General features: G+C 69.1%; 13 protein-coding genes. 3 read left to right on the top strand and 10 right to left on the bottom strand.

All coding sequences use genetic code 11. The annotated features are described in order from the left end of the window. Window positions 1–7: 7 nt before the first annotated feature. Both OHN74_RS26595 and OHN74_RS26590 read right to left on the bottom strand, forming a co-directional pair. Entirely contained in the window at window positions 8–673 is a 666-nt protein-coding gene (locus OHN74_RS26595) for an HAD family hydrolase (RefSeq protein WP_327697109.1), read from the bottom strand. 67 nt (window positions 674–740) lie between these two features. Next, a complete protein-coding gene (locus OHN74_RS26590) occupies window positions 741–1,256 on the bottom strand; it encodes a DUF6912 family protein (RefSeq protein WP_327697108.1) in 516 nt (171 codons plus the stop codon). Window positions 1,257–1,607: 351 nt separating this feature from the next. Between OHN74_RS26590 and OHN74_RS26585 the strand changes: the two genes are divergently transcribed. Continuing rightward, the gene (locus OHN74_RS26585) at window positions 1,608–2,216 is read left to right on the top strand and encodes an Rv3235 family protein (RefSeq protein WP_327697107.1); all 609 of its coding nucleotides are present in this window, start codon (window positions 1,608–1,610) and stop codon (window positions 2,214–2,216) included. Between the two features lie 116 nt (window positions 2,217–2,332). Here the strand turns inward: OHN74_RS26585 and secA are convergent, their stop codons facing one another. Then, window positions 2,333–5,158: a preprotein translocase subunit SecA gene (secA, locus tag OHN74_RS26580; protein WP_327697106.1), complete on the bottom strand. Its 2,826-nt coding sequence runs from the start codon at window positions 5,156–5,158 to the stop codon at window positions 2,333–2,335. Window positions 5,159–5,403: 245 nt separating this feature from the next. Between secA and OHN74_RS26575 the strand changes: the two genes are divergently transcribed. Together OHN74_RS26575 and OHN74_RS26570 are read left to right on the top strand one after the other, a co-directional pair. Further along, window positions 5,404–6,015, top strand: a complete 612-nt coding sequence (locus OHN74_RS26575; protein ID WP_327697105.1) for a GNAT family N-acetyltransferase — start codon at window positions 5,404–5,406, stop codon at window positions 6,013–6,015. A 193-nt stretch (window positions 6,016–6,208) separates the two neighbouring features. Continuing rightward, on the top strand, window positions 6,209–7,393 hold the full coding sequence (locus OHN74_RS26570) for a winged helix-turn-helix domain-containing protein (RefSeq protein WP_327697104.1): 1,185 nt from the start codon (window positions 6,209–6,211) through the stop codon (window positions 7,391–7,393). Between the two features lie 48 nt (window positions 7,394–7,441). Here the strand turns inward: OHN74_RS26570 and OHN74_RS26565 are convergent, their stop codons facing one another. From OHN74_RS26565 to mtnA, 7 genes are all read right to left on the bottom strand, one after another. Continuing rightward, on the bottom strand, window positions 7,442–8,188 hold the full coding sequence (locus tag OHN74_RS26565; protein ID WP_327697103.1) for a response regulator transcription factor: 747 nt from the start codon (window positions 8,186–8,188) through the stop codon (window positions 7,442–7,444). A gap of 205 nt (window positions 8,189–8,393) precedes the next feature. Then, a complete protein-coding gene (gene hpf / locus OHN74_RS26560) occupies window positions 8,394–9,089 on the bottom strand; it encodes a ribosome hibernation-promoting factor, HPF/YfiA family (protein ID WP_443060449.1) in 696 nt (231 codons plus the stop codon). Between the two features lie 315 nt (window positions 9,090–9,404). Then, window positions 9,405–10,304, bottom strand: coding sequence for a ComF family protein (locus OHN74_RS26555; RefSeq protein ID WP_327697102.1), 900 nt, complete (start codon window positions 10,302–10,304; stop codon window positions 9,405–9,407). 198 nt (window positions 10,305–10,502) lie between these two features. Continuing rightward, complete coding sequence (locus tag OHN74_RS26550; RefSeq protein WP_327697101.1) at window positions 10,503–12,431, bottom strand: LpqB family beta-propeller domain-containing protein; 1,929 nt, start codon at window positions 12,429–12,431, stop codon at window positions 10,503–10,505. Beyond that, window positions 12,421–14,493: an MtrAB system histidine kinase MtrB gene (mtrB, locus tag OHN74_RS26545; protein WP_327697100.1), complete on the bottom strand. Its 2,073-nt coding sequence runs from the start codon at window positions 14,491–14,493 to the stop codon at window positions 12,421–12,423. The genes OHN74_RS26550 and mtrB overlap by 11 nt, the downstream gene beginning before the upstream one ends. Before the next feature lies 1 nt (window position 14,494). Beyond that, a complete protein-coding gene (mtrA, locus tag OHN74_RS26540) occupies window positions 14,495–15,184 on the bottom strand; it encodes a two-component system response regulator MtrA (protein WP_327697099.1) in 690 nt (229 codons plus the stop codon). Between the two features lie 8 nt (window positions 15,185–15,192). Then, window positions 15,193–16,338: an S-methyl-5-thioribose-1-phosphate isomerase gene (gene mtnA / locus OHN74_RS26535; protein WP_327697098.1), complete on the bottom strand. Its 1,146-nt coding sequence runs from the start codon at window positions 16,336–16,338 to the stop codon at window positions 15,193–15,195. Window positions 16,339–16,348 lie beyond the last annotated feature (10 nt).

Genomic DNA, 16,348 nt, shown 5'->3' with positions numbered 1-16,348 from the left:
GCTACGGCTACGCGGCCAGCCGCTCGGCCTCGGCGACAGCCTCCTCCAGGCTGTCCACCACGGGCACACCCACCCCTTCGAGGCTGGCCCGGCCATGGGAGCCACCGGTGTAGAGCACAGCCCGCGCGCCCACGTGCAGAGCGGCGATCGCGTCGTCGGCCGCGTCTCCGATGACCACCGTGCGCTCGGGCTCGACACCGGTGAGCGCACCGAGGTGGCGCACCATGTGCTCGGCCTTGCTGCCCCCGGAGGGCCCGGTACGCCCGTCGACACGGACGAAGTGCGGCTCGATCCCGAATCCCCGGACCAGCGGGACGAGGTCGGCATGCCCGTACATGCTCAGAATGGACTGACTGCGCCCCGCCGACTGCCACCGGGCCAGCAGATCCCGCGCACCCACGGCCAGCTCACAGGCCACCCGGTGCTCCGCGTAGTACCGGTGGAAGATGTCGTCCATGACAGCCCACTCGGCATCGGTGGGAAGCCGCCCGAGCAACCGCTCGTAGAACCGCGGCACCGGCACGCAGTACAGCTCCCTGTACTGCTCCAGAGTGATCGGCTCCAGCCCCAACTCTGCGAACGCTGCGTTCGTCGCCCCTATGACGGCATCGGTGTCATGAAACAGAGTCCCGTTCCAGTCCCACACGATGTGCGCCACTCCGTGCTTCCCCATACCCAAGAAAATACCCGCACTTCCAGCCCGTCCGGGGGTGCAGCCCCACCGCACCCCCACTCACCCCTCACTCCGACAACCCCACCAGGTTCGGAATCTCCTGCGTGGCATACCAGAGCAGCTCGTGATCCTCCGCCCCGTCCACCACGAACTGCGCATCGTCGTCCCCCCGATCCGCCGCCCCCAACGCCGCCGCGGCCGCCGAGACATCCCCCTCCGCGTCCCCGGAGTCGACATGCACAGCCGCGGCCTTTCCCAACGACACAGCCCCATCCACCCGCACCTCACCGAGCGCACCCGGATCAAGCCCCCGGTCGGGGTCGGCAACCGCCACCCCGTCCGCGACCTCAAGGGCGACGACCACCCGCCGACGCACCACCCCCGGCTCCATCGCGAGCAACCGCAGCGACGCGAGCGCGGCCCGATTCAGCGCCGCGTACTCCAGTTCCTCGATGTCGTCGGACAGATACCACTCACGCAACGCGGGCGTGACGGCGTAAGCGACGAACGGCCCCGCCCCCAACTCACCCGTCCTGTACGCCTCGGCAAGGCCCGGGAGGGTCAGAGGAACGTAGACGCGCATGGCTGACCGCTTTCGTAGTAGGCATTTCCCTTGGCCGGAACCGGCAGGCCCTCCCGCGCTCCCGCGCGACCAGGGATGCCCCCGGGAAGACCCTCAGGATACGTCCAGGCGTCCCCTTTCGAGTCCCCGCCCAGGCCTCTCCGAGCGTCCACCGGACTCCTCGAAATTCACCCCCACCACCCACCCCCACCAGGCATTTCCCCTCCCCGAACCACCCGGATAAGTGAACCTCCCGACCACCCGAACCGCACCCCGTCCCTCCTTGCACCCGGCCGATCACTCCCCGTACAAGATCCCCAACAGAAAGTTACCGCCCGGTATCAACCCGGGCCTCAAGAACGGGGACATTCCATGAACAAGGTGATGACGAGGACAGTCCGCCGTACCCCGTCCCGCCCGCCGGTACGCAGGGACACCCGCCGCCCCGGCAGCACCCCGCACCGCACCACCCCGGGCGAAGGCACCCCCCGCACGCCCCTCCCCCGAGCCACCACCCCCACCGAGACCCGTCCCGGAGCCCACCCCGAACCCCGAGTCCCCGCCCAGGGACAGCACCCGGACCAGCACAGGACGCCCCCACACCCCCTTCAGAAGCCCTCTCAGGCACGCCGGACGCCCCCACAGCCCCGACCCACCGACCTCTTCGCCGACCGCCTCCTCGCGGTCCTGAGCGGCGAACGCCCCGTCCACAGCATGCTCCGCCACACCGTGGGCCGCGCCTACGACGAACTGGCCTGGCTCGCGGAACGCGGCCCCCTCCGCACCCGCGGCACCCGCCCCGTCGTCCGCGACGTCGGCTACTACGAGCCCAGCCGAGGCGCCCTGGAGGCCTTCGCCCGCATCGGCGCGGGCGACCAGCTCCGCGCGATGGCCTTCCGCCTGGAACTGGGCCGCGACTTCCGCTGGCGCTGCACGGCGGTGGAACTGGGCGGCCCCCGAAGGCCGCACACGGACGACTGAGCCCCCGCACGCCCGCAGACAAGGCAGAAGGGCCGGCCACCCTCCTCGGATGCCCGGCCCTTCACACAGCGACTACCAGGTACTCACTGCCTACTGCTGCACTACCGAATTACCGTCTACTTCTTGCGCCGACGCCCGCTCCGCTGCTGCTTGCGCCGCTCCGCGCGCGTGAGTCCGTCCGCCTCGGAACGCACCTCGTCGTCGTCCCCGACGAAGTCGCCCTCGATGATGCCGCCCTCGCCGTCCACGGTCGGTGCGGAGAAGTGCAGCCGGTCCGGCCGCTGCGGAGCGTCGAGCCCCTTGGCACGGATCTCGGGCCGGGAACCGGCGCTCGCCTGGGCCGGCACCGAGTCCTCGGCGCCCTTGTCCAGGGACGGCTTGGCGTCCGCGACCGGGACCTCCTCGACCTGCTGCTCGACCTGGACCTCCAGGTTGAACAGGTAGCCGACGGACTCCTCCTTGATGCCCTCCATCATGGCGGTGAACATGTCGAAGCCCTCGCGCTGGTACTCGACCAGGGGGTCCTTCTGCGCCATGGCGCGCAGACCGATGCCCTCCTGGAGGTAGTCCATCTCGTAGAGGTGCTCGCGCCACTTGCGGTCGAGGACCGACAGCACGACCCGCCGCTCCAGCTCACGCATGATCTCGGAGCCGAGCTGCTCCTCACGCGACGCGTACTGGTCGTGGATGTCGTCCTTGATCGACTCGGAGATGAACTCGGCGGTCAGCCCGGCACGGTCGCCGGCCGCCTCCTCCAGCTCGTCGACGGTGACCTTCACCGGGTAGAGCTGCTTGAAGGCGCCCCACAGCCGGTCCACGTCCCATTCCTCGGCAAAGCCTTCGGCGGTCTCCGCGGCGATGTACGCGTCGATGGTGTCGTCCATGAAGTGCTGGACCTGCTCGTGCAGGTCCTCGCCCTCCAGGACGCGGCGCCGCTCGCCGTAGATGACCTCGCGCTGCCGGTTGAGGACCTCGTCGTACTTGAGGACGTTCTTGCGGGTCTCGAAGTTCTGCGTCTCGACCTGCGACTGGGCGGAGGCGATGGCACGGGTGACCATCTTGTTCTCGATCGGCACGTCGTCCGGGACGTTCGCCATCGACATGACGCGCTCGACCATCTGGGCCTTGAACAGCCGCATCAGGTCGTCACCGAGAGAGAGGTAGAACCGCGACTCACCGGGGTCGCCCTGACGTCCGGAACGACCGCGCAGCTGGTTGTCGATCCGCCGGGACTCGTGCCGCTCGGTACCGAGGACATAGAGCCCGCCGAGGTCCTTGACCTCCTCGAACTCGGCCTTGACGGCCTTCTCGGCCCGCTCCAGGGCGCTCGGCAGGGCCGCCGCCCACTCCTCGATGTGCTCCTCGGGGTCGAGGCCGCGCTGCCGCAGCTCCGCCTCGGCGAGGTCGTCGGGGTTGCCGCCGAGCTTGATGTCCGTACCACGACCGGCCATGTTGGTGGCGACCGTGACGGCTCCCTTGCGGCCGGCCTGGGCGACGATGGTCGCTTCCCGGTCGTGCTGCTTGGCGTTCAGCACCTCGTGCTGGATGCCGCGCTTGGAGAGCTGCTGCGACAGGTACTCGGACTTCTCCACCGAGGTCGTGCCGACGAGGATCGGCTGACCCTTCTCGTGCTTCTCGGCGATGTCGTCGACGACCGCCTCGAACTTCGCGACCTCGGTGCGGTAGATGAGGTCGGACTGGTCCTTGCGGACCATGTCACGGTTGGTCGGGATCGGGACGACACCGAGCTTGTAGATCTGGTGGAACTCCGCGGCCTCGGTCATGGCCGTACCGGTCATACCGGAGAGCTTGTCGTAGAGGCGGAAGAAGTTCTGGAGGGTGATGGTCGCCAGGGTCTGGTTCTCGTCCTTGATGTCCACCCCTTCCTTGGCCTCGATCGCCTGGTGCATGCCCTCGTTGTAGCGGCGGCCGGCGAGGATACGGCCGGTGTGCTCGTCGACGATCATGACTTCGCCGTCGATGACGACGTAGTCCTTGTCGTTCTTGAAGAGCTCCTTGGCCTTGATGGCGTTGTTCAGGTAGCCCACCAGAGGCGTGTTCACCGACTCGTACAGGTTGTCGATGCCCAGCCAGTCCTCGACCTTGGCGACACCCGACTCGTGGATGGCGACCGTGCGCTTCTTCTCGTCGACGTCGTAGTCGCCGGTCTCCTCAAGGCCCTTGAGGGCGTTTCCGGCCTCGCCGCGCTTGAGGCGCGTGACCAGCTTGGCGAAGTCGCCGTACCACTTGGTGGCCTGGTCGGCCGGGCCGGAGATGATCAGCGGCGTACGGGCCTCGTCGATGAGGATCGAGTCGACCTCGTCGACGACGGCGAAGTTGTGGCCGCGCTGGACGAGCTCGTCCTTCGACCACGCCATGTTGTCGCGCAGGTAGTCGAAGCCGAACTCGTTGTTCGTGCCGTACGTGATGTCGCAGGAGTACTGCTCGCGCCGCTGGGCCGGCGTCATGTTGGCGAGGATGCAGCCGACGGTCAGCCCGAGGAACTTGTGTACGCGACCCATCATCTCGGAGTCGCGCTCGGCCAGGTAGTCGTTGACCGTGATGAGGTGAACGCCGTCTCCGGAGAGGGCGTTCAGATACGTGGGCAGGGTGCCGACCAGGGTCTTGCCCTCGCCGGTCTTCATCTCGGCGACATAGCCGAGGTGGAGCGCCGCACCGCCCATGATCTGCACGTCGTAGTGACGCTGACCGAGGGCGCGCTTGGCCGCCTCGCGCACGGTGGCGAAGGCCTCGGGCAACAGGTCGTCCAGACTCTCACCGTCGGCGTACCGCTGCTTGTACTCATCGGTGAGGGCCCGCAGCTCGGCGTCGGAGAGGTCGACAAAGTCCTCTTCGATGGAGTTGACCTGGTCCGCGATGCGGTGCAGCTTGCGCAGGATTTTGCCTTCGCCTGCACGCATGATCTTCGAGAGGACGGACACGGGGGTTGGTCTCCTTGCCGGTCGGGCCTAGGACGGTCGGTTTCCATTGTCTTAACTGAGCGACGGCCATCGTATGCGAGGACCCCGCCCAGCCGGGAGGCCTGCCGGTAGGACAGCCATAAGGAGAACGGCCGGGAGTCACGGATGGTGCCGCGCCCCACCCACGAATTGCACGAATTGTGATCACGAACCCACGCATGGCAAAAGAGATGGCGCCCTGATCCTCCCCCGAGCAGAATCGCCCGATGGACCCCGTCACCCTCACCACAGCCCGACTTCTCCTGCGCACGGTCGGCCCGCACGACACGGACGACGTGTACGAGGCGGTGCAGGACGCCGACATCCAGCGCTGGACGACGATCCCGTCCCCCTACCTCCCCGAGCACGCACACGGCTTCACCTCCCAGCTGGTGCCCGACGGCTGGGCGGACGGCTCGATGTTCACGTTCGGCGTCTTCCTCCCCGAAGGGGAGGAACTGGTGGGCATGCTCGCCCTCACCATGCGTTCTCTGGGGGTCAGCGAAGTCGGCTTCTGGACCGCCAAGGCCCACCGGGGCAACGGCTACATCACCGAGGCCACGATCACCGCCTCCCGCTGGGCCTTCACCCACCTCTCGGTGGACCGCGTGGAATGGCGAGCGGAGGTGGGCAACGCGGCATCCCGGGCAGCAGCACAGAAGGCCGGCTTCACCATGGAGGGCACCCTGCGCTCGGCGATCAACAACAAGGGAGTACGCCACGACTGCTGGGTGGCTTCCCTCCTCCCGTCAGACGTGGGCCTCCCCTCCACAGCCCCGTACCTCCCGGGCCCAGGCGACTCCAGCCCGTCCGAGGGTCCCCTCGCTGGAGGAGTGTGAGGACGAGCGCCGACCCGCATTCCCAGCCCGTCCGGCGTTTGAGGACGAGCGCGTTCAGCGCGAAACGGGGGTCTGGGGGCACGGTCCCCAGGAACGGGACGGGTGACGGGTAAGGGCGGCGGGGGCGAACTCCACCGCCCCCGAACCCCCAGCTCACCCCCACTGTCAGTCCCACCCCCTATCGTGCGGAAGCATGACGAGCAGCCCGCCCCACACCGAACTCTCCGCCGACGAAGCCCGCCGTATCGCCCTCCGCGCCCAGGGCTTCCTCGGCACCCCCGACCGCAAAGCAGGAGTCCGTGGCGTCCTCCGCCACCTGGGCGCGGTCCAGCTCGACACGATCTCCGTACTCGCCCGCTCCCACGAACTCATCCCGTACGCCCGCCTGGGCGCCATACCCCGCAAGAAAATCGAAGACGCCTACTGGAACCCCGCGTCGACGAGCCCCCACGCCTTCGAGTACTGGTCGCACGCCGCCTGCATCCTCCCCGTGGAGGAGTGGCCCCACTTCGCCTTCCGCCGCCGCGCCTACCGCTCCCGCCCCCACTGGAACCACGACCTCCCGCCCGATGTCTACGACCAGGTCATCAAGCAGCTCCGCGCACAAGGCCCCCTCACCGCAACGGAGTTGGGCGGAGCGAAACGCACCAGTGACTGGTGGGACTGGTCCGGCACCAAGGTCGCCGTTGAGCGCGCCCTGATGTACGGCGAGGTGGTCTGCGTTGAACGCCGAGGCTGGAAGCGGGTGTACGACCTGGCCGAGCGCGCCATCCCGGACACACTGCTGCACGACGAACTGGACGACGCCGAATGCCTGCGCCGCCTGGTCCGCCTGGCAGGCGAGTCCCTGGGCGTCGGCACCCGCGCGGACATCGCCGACTACCACCGCCTCAAGGCGGAACAGGTCGACACGGTGATCGCGGACTCCGGTCTGGTCCCCGTCACGGTCGAAGGCTGGGCCAAACCGGCCTGGGCCGACCCGGCGGCCCTGGTGGCACCCGCACGAGGCCGCCACCGCACGACCCTGCTCTCGCCCTTCGACTCCCTGATCTGGGAACGGGCACGCACAGAGCGGATCTTCGGTTTCACCCACCGCCTGGAGGCCTACGTCCCCAAGCCGAAGCGTGTGTACGGCTACTTCGCGATGCCGGTCCTCGCCGGCGGCCATCTCGTCGGCAGGGTGGACCCCGCCCGGGAGGGAAACACCCTGGTGGCCCGGCAGATCTCCCTGAACGGCCCGAAGGCGGTCCCGGCTGCGGCCCAGGCCCTCCTGGAGGCCGCAAGCTGGGTGAACTGCACAAACGTACGAGTGGAACGGGTGGACGCCCCGGACCTACGAGCCCCCCTGACGAGGGAACTGGCCCGGGCCCTCACCTGACCCACGGCAATCCGCTCCACCGACCATCGACCACGACCACCCGACGCTTTACCGGATCTCGAGGATCTTCTCCCGCATCGCGTAAACCACCGCTTCCATCCTGGAGTGCAGCTGCAGCTTCTCCAGGATGTTGCGCACATGGTTCTTCACGGTGTTCTCGGAGATGAACAACTCCTTGGCGATATCCCGGTTGTTCATCCCGGTGGCGACCAGCTTGAGCACTTCCAGCTCGCGGTCCGTGAGCCGCGGCGCGGGTACCAGCCGCCGCTCGTCCGTCCGCTGGATCATCGACTTGAATTCCGTGAGCAGTTTCGACGCCATCGAGGGACTGATCTGCGACTGCCCGTCGGCCACCGCGCGAATGGCCGTGGCCACCTCGTCGGTGGAGATCTCCTTGAGGAGATAGCCGGTCGCACCCGCCTTGATCGCCTCGTACAGATCGGCTTCCTCATCGCTGATCGTCAGCATGATGATCTTGGCGCTGGGCGCGACCTCCTTGATGGAGGTGCACGCCTCGATCCCCCCGCGCTTCGGCATCCGTACATCCATCAGGACGATGTCGGGCAGCAGGTCGGCGGCCTTGTCGACAGCCTCCGCACCGTCCCCCGCCTCGCCGACGACCTGGATGTCCTCCTCGGCCGCGAGCACGATCTCCAGTCCACGGCGGAAGAGCGCGTGGTCGTCCACGACAAGGACCCTGATCGGCTCCTTGCGCGAGGTGCCCGCGTCCGGGCCCATGCCGGTGACGCCGTCGTCGGCGTCCTCGACCTGCATCGGTCCGAAGCTGTCCGCCATCGTTCCTCCCCCTGAAGGCTTTGGCCTGTGGTCCTGTGCCATCGCCAACCCAAGGCAACGACCCACCGGTTGAGTCGTTGCGGCCATGATTCCATGCCCGGGCGACAGTGCGGTGACAGAGCGGGTCCCCGAGGGGGCGTACACGGGTGCCCCTGGGGGCGCACACGCGCTCCAGGGGCACCCGCTCGGCTGTCACCGGGGGCGGTCAGCCGCCCAGCGTGCCACCCGCCGCGGGGGAATGCGCCTGATGGGCGACCATCGGATCCGTGTTGAGGTGGATCACGCCGTAGTCGTAGGCGTGTCGCCGGTAGACGACACTCGGTTCCTTGGTCTCGGAGTCGACGAACAGGTAGAAGTCGTGCCCGACCAGTTCCATCTCGTAGAGAGCCTGGTCGAGCGTCATCGGGGAGGCGACGTGGGTCTTCTCGCGGACGATGAGGGGGCCTTCACCCTTCACTTCCAGCGAGCCGATCCTCTTGACGGGCACGCCGTCCGCGTCTTCCTCGTGGACGGGGTGACCATTGCCGTTCAGCGTTGCCGCGTCCGGGACGTGGTCGGCGACCTCGGCGGCTGTGAGCCGGCCGGCGCCTCGGCGGGTGTAACGCTTGTCGTGCTGCTTGCGCAGCCGGGCCTCGAGCTTGTCCGCCGCGAGGTCGAGTGCCGCGTACGGGTCGCTTGCCGCTGCTTCCGCCCGGATCACCGGACCGCGGGAGTGGAGGGTGATCTCCACTCGGTCGGAGCGGTCGGCCTGCCGGGGGTTGGGCTCCTTGGACACCTCGACGTCGAGGCTGATCACCTTGCCGTCGAGCTTCTGGATCCTGTCCAGCCTCAACTTCTCGGCAACGTGCTTCCGGAACCGCTCGGGCACCTCGGTCTTGCGTCCCTTGACGACGATGTCCACGCAGAACTCCGTTCCCGGATCGCTCCGCTTCAGTGGCGAAGCGTCTCCCTTTTGCACCAGGCTCCGGTGAACTCCGGAACCTCGGACTCGGTGACTTCCACCTCCTCCTCCCCCATGGGCAAGATCCCCACGCGGCCGGCCGGGGTGATTAAGCAAAACCCGCAGCACGGCATTCGGATTTGCGAGGTGTGGCCTGCGGCTTTCCCTCACAACCGAACATATCTCGCCCGGACGGATGTCGTCACCCTCTACTGCCGCGTACCTCCGTTCAAGTGAATTGGTCCTCTCACTACCTGCAACGATGCAAGTTCTCGGTCAGTTCCGGTTTATTTCGAAGGAATCAGGTGTCGCCGCGACCACGGCTGCGCAGATCATGCCTCCGAAGGCGCCCTGCGCCACCCTTCCCGACGCTCCTGGCCTCCGCTCCACACCCACGGCCGTGGCTCCCGTGCACCGCTGCTCTCTGCCTTCCCTCCCCGCTTCCGAGTACACGGCGTTTCTCGCTCCTCTCACGTTTCCCGCCTCTCCCGACCGTTGCGCCCCCTTCGCCTCACCCAACTCCCCGTCCCCGACCGATTCCCGCACGGCACGCGCCGCCTCGGCCAGCGAGGCTCCGGTCGTCATCAGATCGTCGACCAGGACGACCGCACCCGCCCCGGCCAGCAGCCGCCCGCCCCCGGCGGCGACGCTCAGTGCGCCGGCGAGGTTGTCCAGCCGCTGCCGGGAGTTGAGGCCCGCCTGATCGGCCACGGCACGCCGCTGCCGCAGCACCGCCAGCACCCGGGCCGGCGTACCGGACCCGCGCAGCTCACCCGCGGCGACGAGCGCGATGCGCCGAGCCGGATCATGACCCCGGGCCCGCACAGCCCGGCGCGCGGACGGCACAGGCACGAGCAGCACGCCCGTACCACCGCGCGGGGCCCTGTCGAGCCCTGCCCGCACAGCACCCGCCAGCGCCGTTCCGAGTGGTCCCGCGAGGGCCAGCGCACCCCTTTCCTTGTGCGCGAGGAGCACCGCACGCACCTCGTCCTCGTACCGGGCCGCCGCATGCACCACCGGCAGCCCGAGCGGCTCCGGCACCGGTCGCACCCGACTGGGTACGGCCCCGTTCAGAGCGGCACGGCACTCCGGGCAGAGCACCGTGCGAGGCCTTCCGCAGCCTCCGCACTCGGCCGGCAGCACCAGGTCGCCGAGATCCTGCCACCACCCCCGCATGCCCACCACTGTGCCAATACCGGCGCCACCCGGCCACCCCTGTGGAAAACACCCTGTGGACAACCTCGGGCGCCCCACAAACAGCAGCGGGAAACGCCGACGGCCCGCCGGACATCCGGCGGGCCGTCGCACTTCACTTCCATCCTGATCCACGGACCCATCCGGAAACCCGGAGAACCGTACGACCAGAGAGGCGTCCTACCCCGGATACACCGGGGCCGACCCCGCCTTGACCAGCTTCTGCCACTTGGACCCGAGCAGCCGCACGATCCCGTCCTCCTCCGAGTAGGCCACCAGCGGCAGCCCCTCGTCCTCGGCAGCGGCGATGCCCTTCACGCCGGTCAGCGCGGCCGGCGCCGACCCCACCGGAGTCGAGCCGTCGACCTGCACATACCCCATCTGCTGCACGCCGCCCTGCTCACGCCCCACCACCACGAGCCGGCTGTCCCCGGCCCACGACATGGCGGTGACCTCTTCCAACTGCGGTGTCACCGAGTGCAGTTCGAGGACCGACACAACCGACTGCTCCCCGGTCTTCTGCCCTGTCGCCGACGCCTTCGCCTGTCCCGACGCCGCCGTCCCCTCCTGGGGCGACCCGCCCGAGGCCGCCGCCGACCGCTCGTCGCGCTCGATCCGCCCGAGGTAAAGGGACCGCAGGCCGTCCTTCTCCACGATGAGCGCGATCCGCACCCCGTCAGCGGCCACCCGTACCGCTTCGATGCGCCCGTCGAGCCCAGGAGTCTTCACTTCCAGCGGCTCGCCCGCACCCTTCTCCAGGAGCAGCAGGCGCGGCTTCTTGGGGTTGCGGTCGGCCACCCACAGGTCGCCGTCGCCGTCCCAGCTGGGTGTGGTCAGGCGGTCGGCCTTGCCGGCTCCCTGGCTGGTCAGAACGGGCTCACCGAGCGATCCGCCGGAAACCAGCGACCCGACGTAGAGCATGGTCCCGTCCAGCGAGACCCCGGCCGCGCTGTCCTCGTCCCGCGAGACCGCCGCGGATCGCAGTTGCTTCTCCCCCTCGCCGAGCGCGCCCGGCACCGGGGTGACGTCGGCGGCGGCTTCGAGACTGTCTCCGGCCACCCGTACGAGGCGGTGCTTGCCGTCGATGAAGTACTGGAAATCGGGGTGCTGCACCACACCGCGCGCCGCGACGGTCTCGGCCTGTTCCTTGCCGAGGAGACACAGCTGGGTGCCGTTGGCACGCTGCAGTGCGACCTCGTCGACCCCCGTGGGGGTCAGGTCCTGGAGCGTGTAGAGAAGCTGCGCGGCCATCTCGGTGCACTTGGCGGACCCGACCCGGTTCGCCTTGTCGTTGAGCGGCACCGTCAACCGGTTCTGGTCGTCGGGGGTCAGCGAGGTGACGCCCTTCTTGAGCGCCGTACCGGTGGGGAAACTCGACCTGACGACCGGTCCCAGCCAGCGGGAGGGGCCCTCCAGCAGCGAACTCACCGTCTGCGTCATCGGGTCGACCTTCTTGCGGACATAGACCGGATCGGCGACGGACACGGGCTGCCCGTCCGACTCCGTCGGCGTGTTCGACGCGAAGTAGTACTTGTTGACGGACGTGTAGTTGCGCAGGAAGTCCGACTTGCCCATGACGGTGCCCTGCGGCAGGTCGTCGATGCGCCACTGCCCGCTCTTCTTGTCGCGCGTGAGGTGCAGCGTCTCCCTGTACTGCCCGTCGGCGGGTTCGTACGACTGCTGGGAGTCCAGGGTGGCGAACCGGCTGCCGGTCAGTGCGGACGCGTAGTCGTCCGGGTCGTCCCGGCTGCCCGCGCGCACGGGAACGGCAGTGGGCCCGCCGTCCAGCACCGTGGTCGACACGTCGGGCCGCCACTGCTTCGCGGCACGCGCCGTCAGGTACTTGAGCGCGGTCTCATAGTGCGGATCGTCGCTGGTCAGCGCCTCCAGAAAACCCTGAACGATCTGCCCCGGCGGGGCGTTCTCGTGGGGCGGCAGGGCGAAGACCCTGACCTGGGCGTCCTGCCGGGGCGTGGACTCGACTCCGCGCAGATCCCCGCTGTCGGGCATCGAGGCGCATCCGGCCAGCAGTACGGCGCCACAGGCGGCGTACACCACCGCGCGAACCGTTTCCCGCCGCCGACCGTCCCGCTCGCGGTCAGGGCCCACGAAATGCCTCCCCTTGTTCGTCCACACGCTCTGGCCCGGTATCCGAGGACACGCTGTCCGAGGACGGCGACTCCGTACCGGCCATGCCGTCCCGTCGCGCCCCGCCGACCGGGCGCGGCACCACGCGAGCGCCGTTGCCGGGCAGCGCCGTGGGGTCCGCGGTCGCGGTCGTACCGGCGAGCCTCGGCGCTATCGGCCGCTGTTCCGTGGCCGCCGTCTGTATCGGCACCGTGGCCAGCTTGTCGCCGCCGGCGTACGGCAGACCCGCGTCGTTGAGTTCCCGGTGACGCCGAGAGTCCCTGGGCTCCAGCGGTATGGGTGAGCCCCGCAGGTGCTCGTCGGCGGTGCGCGGCAGCGTCAGCCGGAACTGCGAACCGCCGCCCGGCTCGCCCCACGCCTGCAGCCAGCCGCCGTGCAGGCGTGCGTCCTCCAGCGCGATGGACAGACCGAGGCCCGTACCGCCGGTGGTACGCGCGCGTGCCGGGTCCGCCCGCCAGAAGCGGCTGAAGACCCGGGTCGCCTCACCGGGCTTGAGCCCCACCCCGTAGTCACGCACAGCCACCGCGACCGCACCGCCCGCAGCGGCCAGCTTCACGATGACGTCCTTGCCCTCGCCGTGCTCGACGGCGTTGACGACGAGGTTGCGCAGCACCCGCTCCACGCGCCGCGCGTCGGCCTCGGCCACGACAGGCTGCTGGTCGCCGACGACCCGTACCGTCGTCCCCTTGCGCTCGGCCAGCGGCTCGGCGCCGCTCACCACGCGCCGGACGACCTGCCTGAGGTCTATCGGCTCGGCCTCCAGGGCCGCCGCACCCGCGTCGAACCGGCTGATCTCCAGCAGGTCCGCGAGCAATGTCTCGAACCGGTCCAGCTGATCGGCGAGCAGTTCGGCCGACCGCGCGGTCACCGGATCGAAGTCCACGCGCGCGTCGTGGATGACATCGGCGGCCATCCGTACGGTCGTCAGCGGCGTCCGCAGCTCGTGCGACACGTCGGACACGAACCGTCGCTGCATCCGCGACAGCTCCTCCAGCTGCTGAATCTTCAGCTGGAGATTCAGCGCCATCTTGTTGAAGGCCTCGCCGAGCCGAGCGATGTCGTCCTCGCCGGTGACCTTCATCCGCTCCTGCAGCCGCCCGGCGGACAGCCGCTCGGCGATCCCCGCCGCCATCCGCACAGGCGTCACGACCTGCCGCACCACAAGCCAGGCGATGGCCCCCAGGAGTACGACGACGAACAGCCCGGCGGTCGCCAGCGTCCCCTTGACCAGGCTCAGCGACTTCTCCTCCTGGGTGAGCGGGAAGAGGTAGTACAGCTGGTAGGCGTCCCCGTTCGGGTCGTCGACCTGCTTGCCGATGATCAGCGCGGGCTGCGACTCACTGCCGTTGGTGTAGGTGATCCGGGTGTAGCTCTGGGCCATCAGCGTGCTGCCGTCGGCGCGCTTGCGCAGTGCCTCGGGCACGCTGGCCGTCGGGTCCACCCAGCCGGAGGCGCGCGGACCTGGCCCGCCGCCACCGTCGACGCCCGCCGGACCGATCGGGAGCGTCACGACGTCGAAGGCGCCCTGGCCACCGCTGGAGAGGGACTCCACGAGGTCGCTCATCCACTGGGTGACGTTCTGCGCGGGGCGACCGTCCGCGGCGGAGCCGTCGTCCCCACCTGCGCTGACCGCCATGTCCGCCTTCTGCTTGGCCGCCGCGAACCCGCCCGCGGCCTGGCTCTGCGACGCCTTGACCTTGGCGTCCAGCAGGCCGTTGCGGACCTGCCCGATGACGACGAAGCCGAGCAGCAGGACGACGCCGAGCGACATCAGCAGTGTCGTGGCGACGACCTTGAGCTGGATGTTTCGTCGCCACAGCCGCATGACGGGCAGCAGCGGCCGACGCACCCAGCGCATGAACAGCCGAAGAACCGGGCTGCCCTGGACACCGCCCTGGAGCAGCCCGCCCTCGAAGAACTGCCGCCAGCCGGAACCGGCCCTGCTCACCTTCTGCCGCCCGACAGGCCGCTCCGCACGCCCCCCGGAACGCCCGGGGGGCGAAGCGGCACTGTCCCCGGACATGTCAGCTCGGTCCTGCCTTGTAACCGACGCCACGGACGGTCACCACGATCTCCGGCCGCTCCGGGTCCTTCTCGACCTTGGAGCGCAGCCGCTGCACATGCACGTTGACCAGCCGGGTGTCCGCCGCATGGCGGTACCCCCAGACCTGTTCCAGAAGCACCTCACGCGTGAAGACCTGCCACGGCTTGCGCGCGAGCGCCACCAGCAGATCGAACTCCAGAGGCGTCAGCGCGATCGACTGTCCCTCCCGCTTCACAGAGTGACCGGCGACATCGATGAGGAGGTCACCTATGGCCAACTGCTCGGGCGCCGGCTCCTCCGACCTCCGCAGCCGCGCCCGGATCCGGGCGACCAGCTCCTTCGGCTTGAACGGCTTCACGATGTAGTCGTCGGCCCCCGACTCCAGACCCACGACGACATCGACGGTGTCGCTCTTGGCCGTGAGCATCACGATCGGCACCCCGGACTCCGCCCTGATCAGGCGGCACACCTCGATACCGTCCCGGCCGGGAAGCATCAGGTCCAGGAGCACCAGATCGGGCTTGGACTCACGGAAAGCGGCCAGCGCCTTGTCGCCGTCGGCTACGAAAGACGGCTCAAAACCTTCACCACGCAACACAATGCCGAGCATCTCGGCCAGTGCGGTGTCGTCATCGACGACAAGGACTCGTCCCTTCATAAACGACATCATCCCATTAACTAAATCGTTACCTGTCGTGACCTGTCACACAGCTCTACCAGCGCCTCAGCCGTCACGGGCGACACAACGCCCGCTTCGGTGACGATCGCCGTCACCAACTCGGGAGGCGTCACATCGAACGCCGGGTTGTACGCCTGGGTCCCCAGGGGTGCCACCGGAATCCCGCCTCCCGCTTCCGCTCCCGCCACCGGCACCTGAGGCGCGGCGATCTCCGTCACCTCATGTCCGGCACGCTGTTCCACCTCGATGGACGCCCCGTCGGGGGTGTCCGGATCCACCGTCGTCACCGGCGCCACCACGATGAACGGCACATGGTGGTACCTGGCCAGCACGGCGAGCGGATAGCTCCCCACCTTGTTCGCCACCGAACCGTCGGCCGCGATCCGATCCGCGCCGATCAGTACCGCGTCCACCTCCCCGGCGGCGAACAGAGAGCCCGCCGCGTTGTCCGTGAGCAAGGTGTACGCCATTCCGCTGCGCGCCGCCTCATACGCCGTCAGGCGAGCACCTTGCAGCAACGGGCGCGTTTCGTCCACCCAGAGCCTGCGCAGCCGCCCTGCCCGGTGCGCCGCCAGCGCCACCGCGAACGCCGTTCCCTCACCACCCGACACCAACGACCCGGTGTTGCAGTGCGTGAGCACCCGGTGCCCGCCGCCGGGCAGCAACTCGTCCAGCAGCGCCAGCCCGTGCACAGCCATCCGCGCGCTGGCCTCGGCGTCCTCCCGGTGCAGCACCCGCGCAGCGACCAGCGCCGCCCCGGCCGCCTGCTCCAGGTCACCGCTCCTGGCGAGCTCCGCCGCGTACGCCTCCCGCGCCCTGCGCACCCCCACAGCGAGGTTCACGGCAGTGGGCCGGGCCTGCGCCAGCGCCACCGCGGCCTCGTCCACGTCGAAGCCGCGCGCGGCGGCGAGCGCGACACCGTACGCCCCCGCGATGCCGAGCAGCGGAGCCCCGCGCACGGCCAGCGAACGGATCGCCGCCACCAGCGCGGGCGCGTCCGTACAGACAAGCTCGACCTCTTCGGCCGGCAGTCTCGTCTGGTCGAGGAGGACCAGCACCGGGCCCTCGGGAGGTTCCTCCCAGCGGATCGCCGGTATCTCGGTGGGCCGGTTGTCCTCGCGGGATTGCGCGTACTGATCAGCCATCCACCCAGTC

Origin of the sequence: Streptomyces sp. NBC_00459, assembly GCF_036013955.1 — a bacterium.
In the GTDB taxonomy this organism is placed as follows: Bacteria; Actinomycetota; Actinomycetes; order Streptomycetales; family Streptomycetaceae; genus Streptomyces.
This window is presented reverse-complemented; position numbering and strand designations above follow the sequence as displayed.

Excerpts from the sequence above, each read along its gene's own strand:
- OHN74_RS26595 (WP_327697109.1), bottom strand. The coding sequence starts at position 673 with ATGGGGAAGCACGGAGTGGCGCACATCGTGTGGGACTGGAACGGGACT.
- OHN74_RS26590 (WP_327697108.1), bottom strand. The coding sequence starts at position 1,256 with ATGCGCGTCTACGTTCCTCTGACCCTCCCGGGCCTTGCCGAGGCGTAC.
- OHN74_RS26585 (WP_327697107.1), top strand. The coding sequence starts at position 1,608 with ATGAACAAGGTGATGACGAGGACAGTCCGCCGTACCCCGTCCCGCCCG.
- OHN74_RS26575 (WP_327697105.1), top strand. The coding sequence starts at position 5,404 with ATGGACCCCGTCACCCTCACCACAGCCCGACTTCTCCTGCGCACGGTC.
- OHN74_RS26570 (WP_327697104.1), top strand. The coding sequence starts at position 6,209 with ATGACGAGCAGCCCGCCCCACACCGAACTCTCCGCCGACGAAGCCCGC.
- OHN74_RS26565 (WP_327697103.1), bottom strand. The coding sequence starts at position 8,188 with ATGGCGGACAGCTTCGGACCGATGCAGGTCGAGGACGCCGACGACGGC.
- OHN74_RS26555 (WP_327697102.1), bottom strand. The coding sequence starts at position 10,304 with ATGCGGGGGTGGTGGCAGGATCTCGGCGACCTGGTGCTGCCGGCCGAG.
- mtrB (WP_327697100.1), bottom strand. The coding sequence starts at position 14,493 with ATGTCCGGGGACAGTGCCGCTTCGCCCCCCGGGCGTTCCGGGGGGCGT.
- mtrA (WP_327697099.1), bottom strand. The coding sequence starts at position 15,184 with ATGATGTCGTTTATGAAGGGACGAGTCCTTGTCGTCGATGACGACACC.
- mtnA (WP_327697098.1), bottom strand. The coding sequence starts at position 16,338 with ATGGCTGATCAGTACGCGCAATCCCGCGAGGACAACCGGCCCACCGAG.